A 15,987-nucleotide genomic window follows, 5' to 3' on the forward strand; every position below is an offset into this window, starting at 1 on the left:
TGCGCGGAGTTGGGCGAGGCGTCGTCGGGCGGGCCGAACATCATCAGCGACGGCCACCACCAGCGGTCCACGGCGTCCTGCACCATCGCCCGCTGCGCCTCGGTGCCGCGCATCATCGTCATCAGCAGCTCATAGCCCTGCCGCTGATGGAAGGACTCCTCCTTGCAGATCCGCACCATCGCACGCGCATACGGCCCGTAGGACGACCGGCACAGCGGCACCTGGTTGCAGATCGCGGCGCCGTCCACGAACCAGCCGATCACCCCGACGTCGGCGAAACTCGGCGTCGGGTAGTTGAAGATCGACGAGTACTTCTGGCGGCCCTCGATCAGCCGGTCGGTCAGGTCCGCGCGGTCGGCGCCCAGGGTCTCCGCCGCCGAGTACAGGTACAGCCCGTGCCCGGCCTCGTCCTGGACCTTGGCGAACAGGATCGCCTTGCGGCGCAGCGACGGCGCGCGCGTGATCCACTCACCCTCGGGCTGCATCCCGATGATCTCCGAGTGGGCATGCTGCGCGATCTGCCGGATCAGCGTCTTGCGGTAACCCTCCGGCATCCAGTCACGCGGCTCGATCCGCTGGTCGCGTGAGATCGTCGCGTCGAAGTGTTCCCGGAGCGGCTCCTCGACGGGCGCCTCGGCGGAGTGTGCAGTCGTCATCGAATCCCGTTCCCCAACCGACCATTCGTTCGGTATCCAGTGTGACGGGTTTCCGCCAGGGGAGCAAGACCCTTCGAGCGCACGGAATCGGCCCAGGACACCCCCGAGGGGTATCTGGGCCGATTCAGGGCGTGGGCGATGCCGTCACACGTTGGGCACGTGCAGCCTGTCCCAGCTGACCTTGCCCGGGATGCCGTCCGCGTCCTTGCCCTTGAAGCCGAGCTTTTGCTGCCAGGCGGCGTAGGAGCGGCGGTCGGCCTCGGTGCACTCGGGGCTCGGGCCCTCCTCGTAGCGGCCGCACCCCTCGGCGACCAGGCGGCGGCCCATCGCGGTGATGATCGGGGACCTCTGGCCGATGTGGAAGAAGCCGCTGCCCGGGAAGGGCTCGTACTTCGGCTTGGGCGCGGGCTTCGGGTCCGGCTCGGGCGCCCCTCCTCCCCCGCCCTTGAGGCGCTGCGCGATGCGCCCGCGCATGCCGTCCATGGTGAAGCCGCGCGGGTCCTGCTTTCCGGGCTGCCACTCCTTGTGCCCGATCACCGAGCGCTCGCTCCAGCCGTGGTGGCGGCAGATCGCGGCGGAGACCTTCTCGATGGCCTCCTTCTGTGCCTCGGGCCAGGGGTCCTTGCCGTCGCCGAGGTTGACGCACTCGAATCCGTAGAAGTGGGCGTTGCCGTCGGTGTCGGCCTCGTTGTCGTGCGGCAGCTTGGACTCGTTGATCACGGCGCGCAGAACGTCGCTGTCGCCGAGGCCGGCGTGGTTGGCGCGGCCGTTGCCGACGAGGTGGATGTGGCCCTGCTTGTCGATGACACCGTGGCACAGCGGGCCGGGCAGCCCGGAGTAGCCGTTGTAGCAGATGTTCACCGAGTTCTCGGTGCCCTTGGTGACGGTGTGGTGGATCATCACGCCGTTCACCGGGCCCCAGGGGCCCTTGCTGTTGCGGTTGTGGGTGCGCCAGCTGCGCACCTCGTGGACCGTCAGGCCCTCCGCACGGAGGATCTCCACCATCTTGGACGCGCTCAGCGGCTTCGCCATCACTCGTCTCCTTCCGCCGAGGCCTCCGCTTCCGCCGTGGTGTGCGACCTCCCGCGGGACGGGTCCTCCGCCAACTGCTCCTCCCGGCGCGCCTGTTCCTCCGCCGCGAGCGTCGCCTCGTCAGCGGCCGGGATGCTGCTGGCCAGCGGGTTGAAGGCGAGGCGCAGATCGACGGTGCCGCCCTCACCCTTGACCAGGGCGAGCGGCGCGAACCCGCGGACGATGCCGGAGGGGCCCTGGAGCAGTGGGCGACGAGCGGCGTCCGTGGGCCACTCGACGTTGCCGGTGGCGGTGCGGGCGGGGACGATCCAGTGGTCGCCGGTGCGGTAGTCGGCGCCCTTGGCGAAGTACACCTCGACGCCGTCCTCCAGCGGCAGCCACTCCCCCTCCGTGACGGGGACGGCGCCGCCCTTCAGGGCTGTCGTACGCCCCTTGCGCCTGGGCCCCTCGTGGTGGTCCCAGCGCCGCAGGTACGGGTTGAGGTGGGGCAGCCGCCCCACGGCCTGGTCGGGCTCGGCGCTCAGGCGGACCCTGCGGCCCGGCAGGTCCAGTTCCTCGACCCGCAGCAGGGGCAGGGGTTCGAGACGGGAGGCGTACGCGGTGTCGACCAGCTCCACGTGGTCGCCGACGTCCAGGTCCAGCTTGTCGTCGTGGCCGAGGGACGCCAACTGCACCCAGGTGCCGTCGAGTTCGTCGACCGGGAAGACCACCGAGCCGTTCTCACGGGACCACTTGAAGGTGGCGTCCTTGGCCTCGCCGCCGGAGTGCACCTCGACGCGGTACAGCTGGTTCTCCTGGCCGCGGTAGCGGGCGTCCGGCTTGACCAGGCAGGGGTCCTCGTCGGCGTGGTCGGGCCGCTCGCTGCGGGCGGCGAGGCGTGCGGAGGGCGTGGCCTGCTTCTGCGCCCACTTGTCGAAGGCGGCCCGCACGACCTCCTTCGACGGGTCGGTCTCCTCGATGTCCAGCGCGGACAGCGACAGCGGCAGCACCTGCCATACGACCTTCACGCGCGCGGCGGTGTCCGGCATCGCGGCGCCGAGGGCGACCTCGCGCAGCGCCGGGTCCTCGGCGGCGGAGACGGCACGCTCCCACACGCTCAGGTAGACCACGAACGGCGATGTGGCGGGCGAGGGCAGCCGGTCGCCGGGCTTCTCCGGGTCGCGGAAGCCGTCGGGCTGGTCCCAGTACGTCCAGTGCGCCGGAGGGGCGGCGGAGTCCTGCTCCTCGGCGTCCTCGTCCGGGACCGGAACGCCGGGCGCCGGGCGGGTCGCGTCGACCAGGATGCCGTCGACGTAGTAGCGGCCGCCGTGGATGAGGAGCGTGTCGATGTCGTGCTTGCCGCCCACGTAGTCGATCTTGAAGCCCGCGGCGTCACGGGGTCCGCCGTGCCGGCCGATCAGGTCGGCGGCGAGGGTGCGGGCCTGGTGCAGCTGGATCGCGGTCTGCTCGTTGATGTCGGCGTCGAGCTGGACGCGCCCCTGCTGGGCGATGACCGCCGAGTAGCGCCGCTGCGGGCGGAACGTGAGGCGGGAGAGGTCAGCGTGCATGAAGGGGGTCCCCCTGGTTCAGGAAAGTGCGGGTAGGGCTTACGGCGGCGGCGCGCATGTCATGTGTCATGTCTCGCCTCACGTCACGAAGAAGATCCCGGCGTCCGTGCCCGCCGGGGTGTACTCCGCGAGCCGTGCCCTGAGGCCGTCCTCGCGCTGCGGCCGGTACAGGTCGTGGAAGGCGCCCATCTCGGCGCCGTCGTCCGAGCCGCGCCGGATCTCCTCCGCGCACCGGTCGGCGAGCAGCCCGTACCAGGGCGTCCCGTAGCGCTCGGAGGCGAACAACGGCCGTACCCGAACGGCCTGTTCGGGCCCGACGAGATCGGGCTGGCAGCGGTACCGGCGCGGGGTGCGCGAGCCGGGCGGCACATACGAGTACCGCAGGCAGCCGATCCCGCGCCGGGCCACGTGGAGCCTGCCGGTGAGGATCGAGTTCTCGGCGATCCGCACGGCGTGCGTGAAGATCTCCCCGATCACCGTGGTGCGGTGCAGATGCAGCACCGCGTGGGCGTGGCGGCAGTCCGGCGCGGACAGGGCCTCGCGGCCGTGGCCGGTGGCGTCGAGGACGCTGTCACGCAGATGGATGTCGAGGGGGTCCTCGCTCACCTCGTCGCCGATGACCTCGATGGTGCCGAGGATGCTGTGCTCGATCTGGAGGCACGCGGTGGTGCGCTCCAGGACGATGCTGGGTTCCTCCGGCGAGTGCGGGTCGCATTCGGGCTCCAGCGACCAGCCGGGCACGAGCGTGGAGTGCCGTACGACTACGGCGCCCATGGCGCCGGTGACGTTGATACCGCGGCCGGCGACCAGCAGGCCGTCGAGGACGAGGCGTGGACGCTCGTGCGGGGCGCAGTCGTCGGACACGGCACGGATGTTGAGGGCGTCGGGGCGGTTGCTGTACCAGTCGAGCAGTCGGATCACCGGCCGGGTGCCCTCGGCCGCGCGGACCTCGAGGCGGTCGCCGGGGTCGAGGTCGAAGTCCAGCTGCTCCTGGTAGGCGCCGCTGTGCGTGATCTCGATGATGCCGGCGGGACCGGTCCGGTCGGCCCGCCGGTCGTGCTGCCAGGCGCGGTAGGCGTCCATGATCTGGCGGTACGGCTGCCCGGGCCCGACCCGGTAGACCTCCGCCTCGGGACGCGGCTCCCGGTCGGGGCGCTGGTACTCGCCGCCGCCCATGTCCGCGGCGGACGCGTACTGGTAGTCCACCCACACGCCCTTCCGTGGCGCCGACCGCGACCCGAACGCGATCCGCCCGAGCTCCGGGTCGACGGCCACCTGGCCGCGCTTCGGCCGATACCGCCACTCGGACAGGTCGGCGACCACGATGTCGGACGGCGGCACCGGCTGGTCCTCGCCGTCGCGCCGGATGACGAGGCTCTTGCCGGGGCCGTAGTAGTCGGTGAGCCGGTCCTGGAGCCGGCGGCGGGTGATGAACGCCGGGACGTTGTCGATCGTCGCGATGTGCGTGGGCGACGGCTCCGGGAACGGCTTGGTGACCAGCGGGGTGTCGTTGCCCAGGATCGAGAAGGTGTAGAGGTTGCGTGCGCGGTCGATGCAGTACGCCGGGGACTGGGTCAGCGAGTGCGCCTTCAGCCGCCAGACGAACAGCGCGACTCCGGCCGGAGTCCAACCACCCTGCCTGCGAAGGGAGTTGGCGCGGCGCACGTCGACCGTGCGGGCCGTGGCGCCGAAGGGGCCGCCCGCGAGGTCGAGCGAGGAGTTGTCGCGCAGGTCCACGAGCCGGCCGCGTCCGCCGCGGTGGACGCCGGTGTCGCCGTGCAGCTTCACGGGCTGGGTGTGGGCGACCTGCCGGGACAGTTCGACGGCGCGGGCGGGCCAGCCGGTGACCTGCCCGGAGAGTTCCTCCAGAAGGTGCAGGGTGCCCTTGCGGCGGCGGTTGGCGCCGGTCGCGGCCACGTCGGCGCGCGGGGCGACGGCCTCCGCGAGGGCGGCGCGGCCACCCTCGTGCAGGCCGGTCGTGAGGACCCGCTCGTAGCCCGGCAGGGTGCGATAGCCGACCAGATCGCCGAGGTACGGCAGCACCCAGGGCGCCGCCGTCTCCACGAACAGGTCCTCATAGCCCTGCTGGACGCCGTCGCGGACCCGGTCGAGCTGCTCGGCGATCACCGCGAGCAGCGCGCGCAGCGGCTCGCCCTCCTCGGCGTCGCGCAGCAGGTGCCAGCGGGGCAGCAGGGCTGCGAGCCCGTCGGGTTCCCTGGACGTCGTCGCCGGGGTCGCGGTCTCCAACTTGACGTCCGGGGACATCACTTGACCTCCGTCAGAATCAGGGTGTCCGCGGCCTTCGGCGACAGCAGCGCGAGCTGCGCCGGGCGGATACCGCGGAAGACGAACACCGAACGGCCCTTCGCCAGGCGCCGGGTGTCGGTGATGTCGGGGTTGAGGCGCAGGAGTTCGGCGAGCGGGACGCCGTACTGGGCGCAGATCTCCGACAGGGTCTCGCCGTTCGCGGCGCGGACCGTGTGGACCCGTTCGTCGTACGTGGCCGGGTGCGCCGGGACCGACGCCTTGGGCGGGCCGGGGTCGGTGAGGGTCCCGGTGAGTTCCTCGGGTGTGGCGGACGCGGGGACGCCGGTGAAGACGTCGACGTCCAGGTAGTCGACGCCGGGCACGGAATGGGCCGTGGCAAGGATGTCCGAGAGCCGGGCCGGACGGCCCAACTCCCGTCCCTCGTAGCCGAGTCGGCCGAACAGGGCCTGGCGAAGACGCGGCTCCACGATCTCCCAGGCGTGGTCGGGAGCGACCTTCACCTTGGCGGCGATGAGCAGCAGGACGAGCTCGCGCACGTCCACCCGAACGGGCAGGCTCATGTCCCCGTACTCGGTCAGCGCGCCGCGCAGGGCCTTGAGCGTGTCCGAGTCGCCGTCGATCGGCACGTCGTCGGTGCCCGCGACCGTCACATGCAGCACGCGCCGCCGGCCGTCGAAGAGTTCGCGCGCGGCGGCCCGGCCGATGCCGGCGCGGGAGCGGGCGAAGTCCTCGTAGTCGGACGCGGAGACCAGGCGGTCCAGCGCCGAGACGGCGAGCGGGATCGTACGGCGGGTCAGGCCGGGGCCGTCCGCGTCCGCGCCGCCCTTCGCCGGGCGCGGGTTGGTCACCTGGGTGACGCCGAGCGGGCGGGTGAGGGGCTGGGTGACGCGGTCGGCGGCGACGTTGGCCGCCTTGCCGGTGCCGAAGCGGTAGCGGGCGCGGATGTTCTCGTGGCCGGACGGCAGCCGCGCGCCGTTGACGCCGTCGCCGAACGTCACCGTCGTACGGCCGTCGGCGGTGGAGCCGGTGATGTAGATCCGCTCGCCGGGGCCGCGTCCGGCGAGACTGTCGACCTCGTGCCACCGGACACCGTCGACGCGGATGTCCAGAACCGGGGTGGCACCGAGCGGATTGTCGTCGGCGAGCCAGGTGAGCGGGGACTGCCAGAGCGCGAACGTCTGGTTCACGCGGTCCGAGTCACCGCTGCCGATGGCCTCCTCGCGGCTCTCACCGTGGGTGGCCTCGACGACGTTGCCCAGGACCCTGACGGTCTCGCGGCGGTAGCGGTGCGCGAGGTCGGCGGTCAGGGTGAGCCTGGTGTGGACGTGGTCGCCGGGCAGTTGGGGATCGACGGCCGGGTCGGCGGCGGCGATGGTGACGACCTCGGTGGCGCGGACGCCCGCCGTTCCCGGGATGTCACTGCGCTCGCCGCTCACCATGAGCGTGCGGCCGGGCCGCAACCCGTCGTACAGCTCGGCGAGTTCGATCTCGTTGCCGTGCACGTCCTCGCCGAGCGGTTCGTCGGCGAGGCGGAGCGGTTCGCCCGCCGCGTGCACCGTGGTGTCGCGGATGTGGGAGAGGAGGACGTCGAACTCGTCCAACCACGGTTCGGCGAGGGTGAGTTCGGTGCCGCGTCCGGTGATGCCGTAGTTGGTGTACGCCGCCGTACGGGCCGCGACGACCTGGGTGGTGACGAACGCGAGGTGGGCGTCGCCGGGGACGCCGTCCTGGGCGCCCTTCGCGGGGCGCTGGACGGCGACCCAGCTGCCGACCGTGATGCCGGTGTGGACCGAGTCGAGCTGGAGGACGCGGCGGTTGAGCGGCTCGGGCTTGCTGGCGATGACGACTTCCACGTTGGGCTCGGTGGTACCCACCGTGTATTTGAGGCTGACCTCGTACTCGCCGTGCGTGAACTGCTCGTTCGCGTTCGGCCGCAGCGTGATCTGCTCGGACGTGCCGTTGTGCACGCCGACATGGACCAGGCCCTCGTCGTCCGGCCGGGACACGAAGATCGTGCGCTCGGGCAGGCCCGAGTGGAGACGGGCCGTGACGCCGGGCTCCTGGGAGTCGCTGGGGCGGCGGTTCAGCCAGTTGAGGTCGCGGTCCTGGCCGGAGCGCACCGACAGCTCGACCTGGCCCGTGCCGAGCGGGAAGTTCACCGGCTGGGCGACCGGGAGGTTCTCGGCGCGCTGGTCGGAGCTGCTGCCCTCGACGTACTGGAACTCGGCCCGGACCGGCGTCCTGCCCGAGGTGTCGTACACGACCCGCATGCTCGCCAGCACGGCCCCGGTGAGCGGCCAGTCGGCGGTGCGGATGACTCGGCCGCGGTTGTCCTGGACCGGCTTGAGCGGTGCCGTGGCGCCGAAGGGGGCGGCGGTGACCCGCATGGCGAGCAACTCGCGCAGCAGCCGTGGGACGCCCGGGGCGGCGGCCGTCCGCCACGCCGGGTAGAGGGTGCCGAGGCCGGGGTTCAGGGCGGAGAGCAGGCGCGCGGTGTCGGTGCCCGGACGCTGGGAGCCGGGGCCGCCCTGCGGGGCGGGGGTGGAGGCGCGCAGGGCGGGCAGGACCGCGCCCAGGGTCTTCAGGGCAGCCGTCCGAGGATCCACGGTGCTCTTCAGGACCCGTGCCCGCTCACCGTCGACGGGCTGTGCGGGAGCCAACTCCAGTGCGCGTTCCGCCAGTTCGGCGAGCACCGCCTCCAGCTGCTCGAACCACGCCGCCACGTCCTCGTACGGCTCGGCGAGCACCTGTGCCTCGCCGAGCCGTGCGACGGGTTCGGTGAGCCGCGCCGCGAGTCGCTCGGGTGTCCTGATGCCGTCCAGGTCGGTCCGCAGGGGCGCGAGGACCTGGTCCTCGAAGTCCTCGATCAGCCGGCTGACCGGGCGCGGGTTGGGCACCTGGGGTGTGGGGGGCTCGTCGCCCGGCTCGCCCGGGGCCTGCGGGGCCGCGGTCCAGCGCCGCGCCTCGTCGAGGAGTTCCTTCAGGGTCGGCGGCGCCGACTTCGGCAGGGAGATCGCGGTGATCTCGTCCTCCCGGTCGACACGTGCTTTCGCGATCGGCAGCAACTTGCGTTCGCCGCCCGCCTGTTCGCCGAAGACGAAGAGCAACTGGTCCCCGGTCTGCAGCGAGTTGGCGGTGCCCTCGACGAAGAGCTCCGAGCGGCGCTCCAGGTCCTCGGGCGTGACGAGGGAGGGCCGCCGGCGGCGTACCTTCAGCTCGTTCCAGTCCCAGCGGGCCGTCAGGTCACGGCTGGTCTCGAAGGTCAGGGACTGCTCGTCGGCCGAGGCCGGCACGCTGTGGCTGCGGGCACCGCGCGGGATCAGCACGGGCAGCGCCTCGGCGCGCGGGTCGCGTTCCAGGGTGTACGCCAGATGAGTGGCGGCGGCGACGCCGGGGCGGGGGCGGTGGCCGACGAGGCGGCCGAGCAGGACCAGGGAGCGATGTTCGTTGGCCGTGCGGATGTAGGCCTCGTCTGCGATGCGCTCCGAGTGGAAGGTGAGCAGGTCGCCAAGGACCGCGGTCGCGTCGAGGAGGCCGATCGCCGGGTCGTCCGGGGTGCGGACGGTGAGGCCTGCCAGGGCCGGGTACGCGGGTGAGGCGAGGCGGTCGAGCAGGGCGGCCCGGAAGGAGCCGTACTCGCCGACGCGGTAGTCGAGGGCCGTACGGCCGGGGGGGTTGTGCACCGGGGCCGGGGCGAGGCGCTCGTCGTGGCCGACGCGGCAGGCGCCGCCGCAGCCGCAGTCGTCGGTGATCGTGCCCTCGGTCATCGGGCACCTCCCAGGGATATCGCCAGCCGGCCGTTCTCCGGCCGGTCCGGGTCGTTGTCGCAGGTGGCGATCTCCAGCGGGCCGAGCCGCAGCACGCCGTCCTCCCTCTCTCCTCGGTCCGGCTCGAACAGCCGTTGCAGGCGGGTGACTTGGACACTCTCGACACCGGGCACGGCGGCCGCGACGGCGACGAGCCGACTGAGCCGTACCGGTTCGCCGAAGGTCAGCGCGTCCGGGTGGAAGAGGCCGCGCACACCGCTGCCGAGTACGCGGTACAGCTCGGCCAGGATCTGCCCGTGCTGGTGACCCGGCTCGGCACACACGGTGAGCGCGATGTCCAGCGGGACGAGACGCGCGGCGCCGACCACGAGGTCGTGGCCGATACGCCGGTACGGCTCCAGGGCCTGGGCGACGGAAGCGAGCAGCTCGGCCGACGGGGCGCCGTCGCCGTACGCGTCGATCGCGATGTGCGCCTCCTGGACGCTGCCGGTCCAGCGCAGCTCCGCCGCCGCGCGCTGTACGCCGGGCAGGGCGGTGGCGAGGGCGGCGTAGTCCTCGGCGGTGACGGCGCGCAGCCGGGTGCGGCGCAGGTCGAGTGGGGCCAACTGGCGTACCTGTTCGACGGGTTCGGGTTCCGTGCCGCCGACGGCGGGCAGCGGGTTGCGTACGACGGCGGCGGGCGGCGGCTCGCAGTCGGACTGGACGACGAGGTGGTTGATGGCCTCCGCGCCGACGTTGCCGGCCGTTCCGCCGCCGAGGCGGTAGTGCGCGGCGAGCCGTGCACCCGGCGTCGGCTCGGCGCCGTGCCGTCCGTCCCCGAAGCGCAGGGCGATTCGGCCGTCGTCCTCCAACTCACCGACGAAGTGCCGGTCGCGGGGGCCGCTGTCGAGCAAGTCGCGGCGCGTCTGCCACACCTCGTCGTCCTCGCCGGAGTGCAGCCGTACCGCGGGCAGGGCGCGACGCGGATCCTGGGCCAGGGCGGCGGTGGCCGAGCCGCGCAGCACCGGCTCGTCGGGGTGCAGCCCGGCCGCGTACGACGGCCCCCAGCCGTGGGCGACCTCCCAGGCGATGTGGCCGTCCAGGACGGTGCCCGCGCGGGCGCGGGCCGTGAGGACCTCGACACGGCGCAGCTTGGCGTCGAGCAACTTATCGCTGCGGAACAGGAGTTCACGCAGGGCACGGATCGGGTGACGGCGCAGCTCGATCCGCTCCAGGATCCGCAGGCCGTAGATCACCGCGAGTTCGGCGATCTCCTCCTCGGCGAGACCGTCCCGGTCACGGGCGCTGCGCCACAGCTCGACGAGCCGCTGCCGTACCAGCCCCGGGATCGCTGCGATCCGCTCGGCCTGCCCGGCGGCGACCCTGTCCGGCTCGGGGAAGGGCACCGCCTGCACGACGGGCGCGCGGCCGAGGACGGGGCGGAAGCGGGGCCGAATGCCGGGATAGACGGACTGGGCGAGCAGCGTGCGCAGCGCGCCGGCCTGGGCGTACGCCGTGCCGGGCACGACACGCTCATGGCGCTGACCGGCGCGTTCCAGACCGATCCCGGCGCGGTTGGTCGCCCCCTCGCCGACCACCTCGAGCAGCTCACGGACGTCATCGGGGGTCAGGGCCTCGCCCGATTCCGCCTGGTCCGTGAGGGAGTTGATGAGCCGCGCGGGCGCGTTGCCCTCGTCGCGGTCGTGGCAGCCGAAGGCGGGAGGGTCGCACGGGGCGACCTCGGCGGGTACCTGCGGAACGGTGAACGTCTCGGGCAGCCCGTGGAGGGTACGGCCGTGGTCGACCAGGACGACATTGCCGCGGGCGAGCGTCACGTCCTCGACGGGCAGGCAGTCACGACCGCCGTGTGTCGTGAGGCAGAGCGGGAAGCGCAGGGCGTCCTCGGCGGCCCAGGCGACCTCCAGGACCGGCTGGTCCTCGATGCGGTCCACGGCCCGGGTGACGGAGGTCAGACGGACGGCCTGCCGGTGACTCGGGTCGGCGTCGCCGGGGGTGCCGGTGCGCGGGCCCTTGACCTCCTCCAGGACGAGCAGATCGCCGGGACGGAGGTCGAGTTGCCGCTCTCGGCAGGTCTCCGGGTCCACCCATGCGTCGCGCAGGGTCGCGGAGGTGGCGCCCTTCGGCAGGGTGCGCACCTCGCCGCCCCACGTCCACAGGCGGATCGCGTTGTGCGCGACGCGCAGCTCCAGCGGGTCGGCGCTGACGACGGGTTCGAAGACCTCCACCGAGCCGCGCTCGTCGAGGTCGCCGAGGTCGGCCTCGTCGACGACGGTGCCCGGCTCGGGGCGGTCGTGCGGGTCGAGGGTGCGCACGTCGACGGAGGCGAAGCGGTAGGTGCCCGGGGCGAGCGTGTGGTCACCGGCGGTCTCGACGGCGACGTACGCACGCGCGGTGCAGCCGTCGTGCATCGCGTAGTCGATGAGCCGGACGTGCCGCCGTACCGAGACCCGTCGCCGAGCGGTGTCGAGGTAGGCCTCGGTGGCGACCGCGTCCTGCTGGTAGCTGATCTGGTCGCCGGTGTGCGCGAGCAGCTCGACGAGGGTCACGCCCAGGTCGGCCGCGTTGCGCTCGACCCAGTCGGGGGTGGTCAGCGCGAGGCGGTCCAGGAGCAGCTTGCGGATGGTGTTGTAGTCGCGGGCGGTGTAGTCGATGACCGGCGCGGACGGGAAGCCCTCGGGCTCCGCCTCGCCGTCCGTGCAGTCGAAGGGGGCGGGGCAGTCGGGCCGGAAGGCGAAGGTCGCGCTGTGGTAGCGCTGGTCGAAGCCTCGATACGGCTGCGTCCCGGGCCGGCCGTAAGGGTCGGTCTCGACGAGGGAGAACCGGTAGCGGGAGGTGTCGCCTGCCTTGTCGAGGGTGACGTAGAGCCGGTCGTCGAGCTCGGGGTCCTCCTCGCGTTCCACGCTGACGTCCACGGCGGTGATGCCGGTGATTCGGCGGCCGCCGTCGATGCGCACGTTCTCCGGCCCGAGGCCGTGCGGGGCCTTCCCGAGGAAGCTGACGGTGAGCAGCAGTCCGTCGTCGCCGACCTCGACGGAGTCGACGCCGTTGAGCTGGGCGGCCCGGACCTTGGCCCGGCGGGAGGTGGCGGTGGTCCCGGTCATGCCGCGGTCCTCCCTTCGAACACGTCGTCGCGCCGGGCGCCGTCGGCGCGTATGACGTACGACAGATACACACGGACGACGTTGTCCTCGCTGATCACGTCGAGGGCCTCCACCTCGATGAGATCGCCGAGCCAGCGCTGGAGCGAGGCCTGGACGGAGAGTTCGAGAGTGCTGATGAGTTCCGGGCTGGTCGGCGCGAAGACCAGATCGAGCAGCCCGCAGCCGAAGTCGGGCCGCATCACGCGCTCGCCCGGGCTGGTGAACAGCAGTTGCTCGATCAGGTCGTGGACGTGCTCGCCGCGCATGGCGTGCGCGGTACGGCCCCGGCGGTCGGCACGGAAGGGAAAGGCGATGTCGCTGCGCGGACGACTGCTGGTGTGGCGGCTCATCGGACGGTGACCTTTCGCTGCGCGCCCTGGACGACGGGCGGTCCCTGCGGCACGAAGGCCGCGGTGAAGCACTCGGCCGCGGAGGTGTCGAGCAGCACCGGCGCGCCGTCGACGGTGATGCCGGTGCCGTCGGCGGTCCAGCGGACCGTCACGCACGGCGAGGGCACGCCGTCGACGGTGTGCGGGCAGCCGGTGACGACGTAGCTGTGGGCGGCCGTGGCGACGGCGCCGGCCGCGAGGCGTACGCCGTCGGAGGATGTGGTGGTGGGCGCGACACGGCCGCCGTGCGGACAGCCGATCACGGCGCCGGCGTCGAGCAGACTCCCGGGCATGGTTCTGGATCCCCCGTCTTCCTTCGTCGCTTTCATCGCTTCATCGGTTCATCGCTTCATCGCTTCGAGAGCACGGTCAACTGGCCCTCATTGATGGTCACTTCGTTGCCGCGCAGCAGGACCTCGGCGCCGGCGCCGGTCGAGATGACCACGGCCTCCTTGGTGATACGGATGTACGCGCCGCCCTGGGCCTGCAGCAGAATCCCCTGTTCGGCACCCGGCGTGTCGTTCATGACGAGCTTGTGCGCCTGCGGCGTCTGCACGACGACGGGCTTGTTCGGCGAGTTGCCCTGAAGCTCCCGCCGCGCGTCGGGCGGAAGCTCGTCGGCGGCCCCGTACCAGCACCCGGTCCACACCGGGAAGCTGGGATCCCCCTGCTCGAACTCCACCCACACGCCCGCGCCGGGCGGCGGCACCACGAACTGTCCCGACTCCGGCCCGGTGAACGGCAGACAGGGCAGCGCCCAGGTGGACGGCTCGTCACCGAGGACGTCCGGGACCTCGACGGTGATACGGCCGATGCGCAGCGGGTCGTCGTTGCTGACGACCCGGCCGCGGAACTTGCCGAGGTAGCGATTGCTGGGTGCCGCCATGGTGGAGGTGCTCCTGGTCGATGGTCTGAGAGGTGGGGGTGCGCGGCTCAGGGCCGGACGTAGTCGCTGCGGGCTTCGAGCCCCTCCCTGGAGAGGGTGAAGTTCTGCTGGTACGAGCCCGGGCGCAGGTTGTGCGTGACGGACTTGACGAAGTAGTCGCCGTCGTACGCCCGTCCGGCGCCGCGGACGCCGACGAGCTGGCGGGGCGAGAGGATGTAGCCGTGCCGGTTGACATCGAGCGAGCCGGAACCGGAGACGACGTCGGCGGACACGGCTGCACGAGCGAGCAACTCGGCCTCGGCCTGCTCGCGTTGGTGCTTGGCCGTGCCGGAGAGCGTCCTGCGCTTGAGGGCCGGGGTGGGCCGCTTGCCGAGGGGCGGGCGCAGCGGGCTGATGGACGGCTGCGGGAGCAGGTCCGACTGCCGGGTCGCGGGGTTCTGCCAACGGGCCTGCGGCTCTTCGCGCGCGGTGCCGTCGTACGCGAAGGTCAGCTGGTCCACCGTCGAGTTGGCGTCCATGTTGACGTTGAGGGCGTGCTGGCGGATGCCGAGGCGGACCTCCGGTCCCCAACGGGCCGAGGACTGGCCGGGGTTGGGTCCGGGTTCGAGGTAGAAGGTGTAGCCGTTGGCCCTTGCGAGCTCGGTGACGTATTGCAGGTCGGTACCCGTCTGGTACTGCACCCTTAGGTCCTGGTGCGGGGGCTGGGCGACCTTCTCGGTGTAGACGTCGGGCCGTATGCCGTAGTCGGAGTAACGCCGGAGGATGGCGAGCACGCGCTCGGAGGGCGGCAGGTTCGGGTACCGGGCGGTGCGCTCCTCCAGATCCATGAGGAGGGTGAGGTCCTCGCCGGTGACGGTGAGGGTGGAGTGCCCCGGCTGGTTGCTGGCGCCGACCTCGTGCCGGACGACGAGCCCGTCGAAGAGGACATCCGCAGTGCCCTTGACGGAGACGGTGACGATGAGCCGGGTCTTCGGATCGAAGAACCCTTCCGGTAGCAGCCGTCTGCTGATGAGCCCGTTTTTGGTGAGGTCGAAGGCGAGCTGGAAGCCGCTGCGCTCCCCCGCTGTGGCGGTGATCTGGGCGGACAGCAGGGCCTCGGTCACCTCGGCCGGGACGGGCCGGGCGAGCTTGGGCCCCATCAGGAGCGTGATGTGAACGGGGCCCTGCCCCACGGGCAGATCAAACACGCCGGTCTCCCCTGCCGCCCGGGAACCCGCCGGCGAGCGGGATGTCGATGACGCGCCCCGCCTCGTCCGTCAACTCCCGTGGATCGAGTACGGGGTTGGCGTCGGCGATCTGCCACCACTGGCCGACGTCGCCGAAGTAGCGCTGTGCGAGCAGGTCAGGCCGTTCGCCGGCGCCGACGGTGTGGGGCTGGGTGACGTCGCTGTCGGAGGTCTGGTCGAGTGGGGGGAGCAGACGACGCTTGGTGTAGCGGACTTCGGTGCCGTCGGGGCGGCGATGGATCCCTGTCTCGGCGTCGTGGTAGCGGCTGGTGCGGGGGTAGGGGTGGGCTCCCGGTATGGCGTCCAGGGCGTTCTCGTAGGGCTCGATCTCGGCCATGGTGTGCTGCTCAGCCCCTTCCGATCACGACGTTGGTTCCGATGCCACCGAGTCCCAGCGAGCCGAGGCCGCCACCACGGGCAGCCGCGGCGAGCCGTTCCTTCTGCGCGAGGTGCGCCATGTAGAGATCGGCGCCGCGGTGGCCGGCAGGCAGATCGCTGACGGTGAGGATCTTCATGCCGATACTGAGGGAGGCACGGATCGGATTGAGATTGACGTCAAAGGCCGACTCATTGACGGAGAGCTCGGTGAGCCGGACGGGCATGACCCGCTTACTCCCCCAAGTGAAGAGGGTGAGCGGCATCTCGATCGGGCTGATCTCGATGGCACCCTTCTGCGACAGCCTGCTCGCGGCCCGGAGTTGAGCGACGGTCGGCTGCACCAGCATTTCGAGGGTGGCGAGTTGGGGGTGGATCCCGTCGGGCGCGGCGATCTCGAACTGGTCGGTGGCGTCTATCTCGGCGGTGAACTTCCAGGTCTCCTGTGCGGGCCCCTTCAGCCGGAGGGCCTCATTACGGTCACCACTGCCGGCGCCACCGCTTCCGGAGTCACCGCTGTCGCCGGCGGACTGGGGGGCGACGCTGCGCTCGAGGGTGTCAGGGTTGAACTGCAGGACGATGATCCGCTGGGGGGTGCCGGTGTCGGGGTTGACCACGACTATTCCGGAGCGGATGGGTCTGGGGATGTCGGCGTAGCGGGTCACCGCGCGGTCTCCGTGGGCAAGGGCCGGCGGAAAGCC

At 71.9% G+C, this 15,987-nt stretch carries 12 protein-coding genes; all 12 read right to left on the bottom strand.

Features of this window, described 5'->3' with window-relative positions:
- The coding region (gene paaA / locus ACZ7NC_RS01725; RefSeq protein WP_471483989.1) for a 1,2-phenylacetyl-CoA epoxidase subunit PaaA at positions 1-656 on the bottom strand (656 nt) is incomplete at its 3' end.
- 144 nt (positions 657-800) lie between these two features.
- Complete coding sequence (locus ACZ7NC_RS01730; RefSeq protein WP_471483990.1) at positions 801-1,688, bottom strand: peptidoglycan-binding protein; 888 nt, start codon at positions 1,686-1,688, stop codon at positions 801-803.
- Positions 1,688-3,235: a DUF6519 domain-containing protein gene (locus tag ACZ7NC_RS01735; protein WP_471483993.1), complete on the bottom strand. Its 1,548-nt coding sequence runs from the start codon at positions 3,233-3,235 to the stop codon at positions 1,688-1,690. The genes ACZ7NC_RS01730 and ACZ7NC_RS01735 overlap by 1 nt, the downstream gene beginning before the upstream one ends.
- 78 nt (positions 3,236-3,313) lie before the next feature.
- On the bottom strand, positions 3,314-5,500 hold the full coding sequence (locus ACZ7NC_RS01740) for a hypothetical protein (protein ID WP_471483994.1): 2,187 nt from the start codon (positions 5,498-5,500) through the stop codon (positions 3,314-3,316).
- A complete protein-coding gene (locus ACZ7NC_RS01745) occupies positions 5,500-9,270 on the bottom strand; it encodes a putative baseplate assembly protein (RefSeq protein WP_471483996.1) in 3,771 nt (1,256 codons plus the stop codon). The genes ACZ7NC_RS01740 and ACZ7NC_RS01745 overlap by 1 nt, the downstream gene beginning before the upstream one ends.
- On the bottom strand, positions 9,267-12,371 hold the full coding sequence (locus ACZ7NC_RS01750; RefSeq protein WP_471483998.1) for a putative baseplate assembly protein: 3,105 nt from the start codon (positions 12,369-12,371) through the stop codon (positions 9,267-9,269). Before ACZ7NC_RS01750 ends, ACZ7NC_RS01745 begins: the two co-directional genes overlap by 4 nt.
- Entirely contained in the window at positions 12,368-12,760 is a 393-nt protein-coding gene (locus ACZ7NC_RS01755) for a GPW/gp25 family protein (RefSeq protein WP_471483999.1), read from the bottom strand. The genes ACZ7NC_RS01750 and ACZ7NC_RS01755 overlap by 4 nt, the downstream gene beginning before the upstream one ends.
- Positions 12,757-13,092: a hypothetical protein gene (locus ACZ7NC_RS01760; RefSeq protein WP_471484001.1), complete on the bottom strand. Its 336-nt coding sequence runs from the start codon at positions 13,090-13,092 to the stop codon at positions 12,757-12,759. The genes ACZ7NC_RS01755 and ACZ7NC_RS01760 overlap by 4 nt, the downstream gene beginning before the upstream one ends.
- Positions 13,093-13,148: 56 nt before the next feature.
- Entirely contained in the window at positions 13,149-13,685 is a 537-nt protein-coding gene (locus ACZ7NC_RS01765; protein WP_471484002.1) for a phage baseplate assembly protein V, read from the bottom strand.
- A 47-nt stretch (positions 13,686-13,732) separates the two neighbouring features.
- The gene (locus tag ACZ7NC_RS01770) at positions 13,733-14,872 is read right to left on the bottom strand and encodes a hypothetical protein (RefSeq protein ID WP_471484003.1); all 1,140 of its coding nucleotides are present in this window, start codon (positions 14,870-14,872) and stop codon (positions 13,733-13,735) included.
- Positions 14,865-15,248 (bottom strand): hypothetical protein, encoded by a 384-nt coding sequence (locus ACZ7NC_RS01775; RefSeq protein WP_471484004.1) that lies wholly within the window; start codon positions 15,246-15,248, stop codon positions 14,865-14,867. Before ACZ7NC_RS01775 ends, ACZ7NC_RS01770 begins: the two co-directional genes overlap by 8 nt.
- A gap of 10 nt (positions 15,249-15,258) precedes the next feature.
- A complete protein-coding gene (locus ACZ7NC_RS01780; protein ID WP_471484006.1) occupies positions 15,259-15,951 on the bottom strand; it encodes a hypothetical protein in 693 nt (230 codons plus the stop codon).
- Positions 15,952-15,987: the final 36 nt, after the last annotated feature.

Source organism: Streptomyces sp. NPDC111802 (genome assembly GCF_055634335.1).

Excerpts from the sequence above, each read along its gene's own strand:
- ACZ7NC_RS01760 (WP_471484001.1), bottom strand. The coding sequence starts at position 13,092 with ATGCCCGGGAGTCTGCTCGACGCCGGCGCCGTGATCGGCTGTCCGCAC.
- ACZ7NC_RS01750 (WP_471483998.1), bottom strand. The coding sequence starts at position 12,371 with ATGACCGGGACCACCGCCACCTCCCGCCGGGCCAAGGTCCGGGCCGCC.
- ACZ7NC_RS01740 (WP_471483994.1), bottom strand. The coding sequence starts at position 5,500 with ATGTCCCCGGACGTCAAGTTGGAGACCGCGACCCCGGCGACGACGTCC.
- ACZ7NC_RS01745 (WP_471483996.1), bottom strand. The coding sequence starts at position 9,270 with ATGACCGAGGGCACGATCACCGACGACTGCGGCTGCGGCGGCGCCTGC.
- ACZ7NC_RS01775 (WP_471484004.1), bottom strand. The coding sequence starts at position 15,248 with ATGGCCGAGATCGAGCCCTACGAGAACGCCCTGGACGCCATACCGGGA.
- ACZ7NC_RS01735 (WP_471483993.1), bottom strand. The coding sequence starts at position 3,235 with ATGCACGCTGACCTCTCCCGCCTCACGTTCCGCCCGCAGCGGCGCTAC.
- ACZ7NC_RS01755 (WP_471483999.1), bottom strand. The coding sequence starts at position 12,760 with ATGAGCCGCCACACCAGCAGTCGTCCGCGCAGCGACATCGCCTTTCCC.
- ACZ7NC_RS01730 (WP_471483990.1), bottom strand. The coding sequence starts at position 1,688 with ATGGCGAAGCCGCTGAGCGCGTCCAAGATGGTGGAGATCCTCCGTGCG.
- ACZ7NC_RS01765 (WP_471484002.1), bottom strand. The coding sequence starts at position 13,685 with ATGGCGGCACCCAGCAATCGCTACCTCGGCAAGTTCCGCGGCCGGGTC.